This is a genomic window from Paenibacillus sp. OT2-17 (genome assembly GCF_009827695.1).
GTDB lineage: Bacteria > Bacillota > Bacilli > Paenibacillales > Paenibacillaceae > Paenibacillus > Paenibacillus polymyxa_B.
The window spans coordinates 1-3,985 of record NZ_WUDQ01000337.1 but is presented as its reverse complement, the minus strand read 5'-3'; the positions used below and the strand labels follow the sequence as shown (position 1 = coordinate 3,985).

3 protein-coding genes and 1 pseudogene are annotated in these 3,985 nt (G+C 46.5%); 2 read left to right on the top strand and 2 right to left on the bottom strand.

What is annotated here, in order from left to right:
• Positions 1-350 (top strand): annotated as a pseudogene (locus tag GRP75_RS20700) (deacylase); the annotation flags it as partial.
• A 226-nt stretch (positions 351-576) separates the two neighbouring features.
• On the opposite strand, the gene GRP75_RS20695 reads toward GRP75_RS20700, so the two are convergent.
• On the bottom strand, positions 577-1,920 hold the full coding sequence (locus GRP75_RS20695; RefSeq protein WP_160790241.1) for a sugar phosphate nucleotidyltransferase: 1,344 nt from the start codon (positions 1,918-1,920) through the stop codon (positions 577-579).
• Positions 1,921-1,981: 61 nt separating this feature from the next.
• The gene (locus tag GRP75_RS20690) at positions 1,982-2,818 is read right to left on the bottom strand and encodes a DUF6492 family protein (RefSeq protein WP_023988468.1); all 837 of its coding nucleotides are present in this window, start codon (positions 2,816-2,818) and stop codon (positions 1,982-1,984) included.
• A gap of 208 nt (positions 2,819-3,026) precedes the next feature.
• On the opposite strand from GRP75_RS20690, the gene GRP75_RS20685 reads away from it, so the two are divergent.
• Positions 3,027-3,890: a YheC/YheD family protein gene (locus GRP75_RS20685; protein ID WP_160790240.1), complete on the top strand. Its 864-nt coding sequence runs from the start codon at positions 3,027-3,029 to the stop codon at positions 3,888-3,890.
• The last annotated feature ends 95 nt before the right edge of the window (positions 3,891-3,985 follow it).

Genomic DNA, 3,985 nt, shown 5'->3' with positions numbered 1-3,985 from the left:
CCAAGGTGCTTGGTCAAACGCTAATCACCAACAAAGCCAATCCGGTGGTTCCTGCGGTTCGCCGGATTATTAAGCGAATGAATCGCTCCATCCAGGTGAGCGACCGACATTTCAACATTCGGCTGCATGAGCTCCCAGGTTCCTCCCGCACTGCTGCAGCCCGCATTTTAGGTGCACGCGCGGTTACCGTGGAAACGGGTTGGAGCCTGCCCAAGAAAGTACGCATACACTATCAGTTAGAGATCGTCCGGCATTTTTTAAAAGAAGCCGGAATAGTCAAAGGCAACGAGGTATATTTATCTGCCAAGGTTAGAACTATTATCTCAAGAAAATATGGCATCACAAAATAAAATCGCTTCTGGAGCAAGGATTTTTTCACCTTGCTCAGGAGCGATTTATTATGTGCGACCTCCGTTCAGAATCCGTAGCGTGCTATGTTATATCTGAGGATTTTGCAAAAAATCCAATAAGCGACTTCCAATGAACAATATATAGATCGAAATGGTCTAGTTCGTCTATATATTGCACTTTGGAGCGACTGGAATCGAATTTTGCAAAATCCTGATCTATGTGTTGTCAGGCCTCGGATTTATAGAAGGCATTCACCAAGCTGTTCCCCAGACGTACCTCAATCAGCTCCAGTGGTGTATCCTGATCGGCACGGATCGTGTGATACGTATCAACCGGTATGCTAAATACAGAACCGCTTGCGGCAGCAAAACGTTCTCCGTTCAGCATGACCTCTCCACGACCGGACACAATCGTCCATACTTTAAGTCCACTGCCGTGAATACGGCCATTCAAGCGGTGATCTGGCAGTACCGTCAGCCGTATGGCCAGTATATCGTTCAGACTCCGATGATCAAATTCGTCCAGCACCCGGTAACTGCCCCAAGAGGTTTCACCATGCATAGGGTGAAGTTGAAGTTTACCTAGCTGCTCCTTGATTACGTGGGCATGGCTCTTGGACGCAATGAGAATGCCGTCGGGACTCGCAGCAGCAATAATATCTTCCACGCCAATGACATGAATTGGATAGGGCAGCTCATTGACGATGTGCGTACCAAGAGTCTGACCACTAATCTGTCCACGCCCGATCACTTGGCTGCTTAGCTGCTCTGTTAGGGCCTGCCAGTTGCCGATGTCGTGCCATTCGCCATCGTAGGGCAGGACGATGGCATGTTCGGCACGCTCTGCAATCTCCTCATCAAAACTGCGAACCGGGAGGCTATCATACATTGCGCATAATGCTTTATCGTTCAGCGGCAAATAACTTCGCTCCATACAGGACAGCATATACCGTAATGTAAAAGCGTAAACACCACAGTTCCACAGCGCGCCCTGATGAATAAGCTGTTGTGCCCCGGAGAGATCCGGCTTTTCTGTGAAGCGGGCAACTTGCGCATAAGAAGTTTTCCCTTCCCGTATCATTTGCAGACCCGGAACGACATAGCCGTATTGGTTGGAGGGATGAGTAGGCCTTGTCCCAAGCATAGCCAGATCGGCTCCGCTCTCAAGCAATAAGCCGGAGAGCGCTGCTATGCTATGGAAGAAATCCTCCCCTGCATACATGTCCGCTGGAGCAATGCAGAGAACTTCAGCCAGCCCCGTGCCTCTGGTGTGAAAATAAGCAGCCGCCAGTGCAGCTGCGGTGAAGGTTCCCCGTTTGGCAGGCTCGCCTAGAACGGGCAAACGACCTTCTGTATGGCGAAAGGCTAGATTTACCTGACTCCGATGAGCCAGAAGCAGGGCTGAGGAATCCAGCCCGGCTAAGGTGAGCTGACGGTACACCCGGCTGAGCATAGATTCCTTTCGCCCGTCAGGAGCGGACAACAACCGGAGAAACAGCTTCGACCGGATTTCGTTGGATAGTGGCCATAGCCGTTTTCCGGCACCACCGCATAACAATACGATGCGCACGGACGTTTCCTCCTTCAATGCAGATCCATTTGGAATGCATCATTTTGCAGGATTTTAAGAACTATTTTAGCGATGATTCAATCTTTGTTTTTGGAGCAAGCTGGTACACCTTGCGTTGATGAAAAGATAAGGAGCGATAGCTCTTGGCCAACACATCCAATTGTTTTTGCGACAGGGAAGAAGCCCGACTATGAAGCGCTTTATTCAATGACTTGCGCAAAATCATCCGAGAGGGTTGATTGCTGTATAAATAGTTGGCATACGTTTCATATTCGGAAAACCCAAACTGTTTTGTCCGGTCTATACTGTGGATAATTGCGCTGTACCAAGGTTTTCCATGTCGGGCCTCGATAACTTGCTTGAGCTGGGTAAGCCGAGCTTTTTCAAAAAGCATATAGTGAGTAACAAAGGACTTTGGTGAGGGAGCTTTAACGCCTATCAGCTTGTGATAGGTGCGAAAATACTCAGGCTGGCTCCAGCTGCGGTAGTAAAAAATCGTTTTTCCGTCTTTACGGAACGTATGTGGACGAATCAAAATCGTGTCCGCGTCAATGACGAGAAAAAAAGAGGCCTTACTGATTTTGTCGCCATTCATTTTGAGCAATTGTTGATACAGCCAGCCTGAGCGGTCCCAGCGCGTTGTCCCGTAATGAATATGTTTTTTGGTGATGGGCAGCACCGTTTTTTCGTCTATAAATGTACATTTCTTGTTTACGCACAGACGGCGAATCCCGGTGCTTTGCGGTGAAACGATATAAATAGTTCCAATTCGGTGCTGCACGTGACGGCGCAGACTGTCAATCACCAGCGGTAGTGTGGCAATATCTTTATCAATTGCGGGAATCAGAATATCGATTGTAAGGGAACCCTCTCGTGGCCCATCCGATTGCGCTGACATGTTATTCACTCCCTATATGTGCAAATATACGCTCCCAGCGTCTCCCAATATCGTATGCTTGGACAGGCGTTTTCGACCGGGCAAGGTCAAACGTCCATTTCTATGCAGGACAGGGCTGATGAAGCTTCGAATGGGGAGTTAGCGCATACGATAGATTGATCTTTTTTAACAGGAGCGTTCTACCTGAGAGTAGAGAGGAGAGGGGCAAGTGAATTCTTCACAAGCGCAGGCGTTGCGCAGCAAATGGTATAAAACCCAATTGTTGCTCCAGCATGGCAGCATCAAACCTTATGTACCCGAAACCCGCAAATATAACAAAGCAAATTTGAAGTCAATGCTGGAGAAGTACAGTATGGTCTATGTAAAACCCGAGCGAGGTACCTTTGGTAAAGGTGTAATGAGAGTAGAGCAGGAGGCCGGCCAGCGTTTCGCCTATCAATATGAGGAAACGCGTCAAGAATTTAAACATTTGGATGCACTATATACCAGTCTATCGAAACATACGGGGAAGAAAAGTTATCTCATTCAAAAGGGAATCCATTTACTACGCCATCAAATGCGATATTTTGATATTCGGGTCATGGTGCAGCGTAATGAAAAAGGGCTATGGGAGTCTACCGGAATTATTGGACGTCTTGGTCATCCCCGTAAAATCGTGACTAACTATCATAGTGGTGGTAAGCCGATGGCCTTGGAGCAGTTACTAAAATCCCATTTATCGCAAAGCAAACAGGCGGAGCTGGTCAAGAAACTAAATGAACTGGGTCTTACCATCGCCAAACAACTGCAAAAAACATATCCGAATTTCCGGCAAATTGGTGTGGACATTGGACTGGATCATCGCTTTATCCCGTGGATCATTGAGGTGAATACGAAGCCGGACCCATATATTTTTAACCAATTAACAGATAAGTCCATGTACCGTAACGTGTTAAGCTATTGGCGAATGGCTAATGAAAAAAGGAAAGTCTCCGTCCCAAGCAAAGATACAAATAAAGACAAAAATAAAGATAAGAGTAAAGATAAAAATAAGAATGTAATTAAAGATTCAAAAAAAGAAAAAATATCTTGACCAGTAGATTGCTTCATTGCGAGCAGCTAATACAGAAAAAAGGATGAATATTTCATAATTCATCCTTTTTAATTAGGATATTTATTTTTAAACGC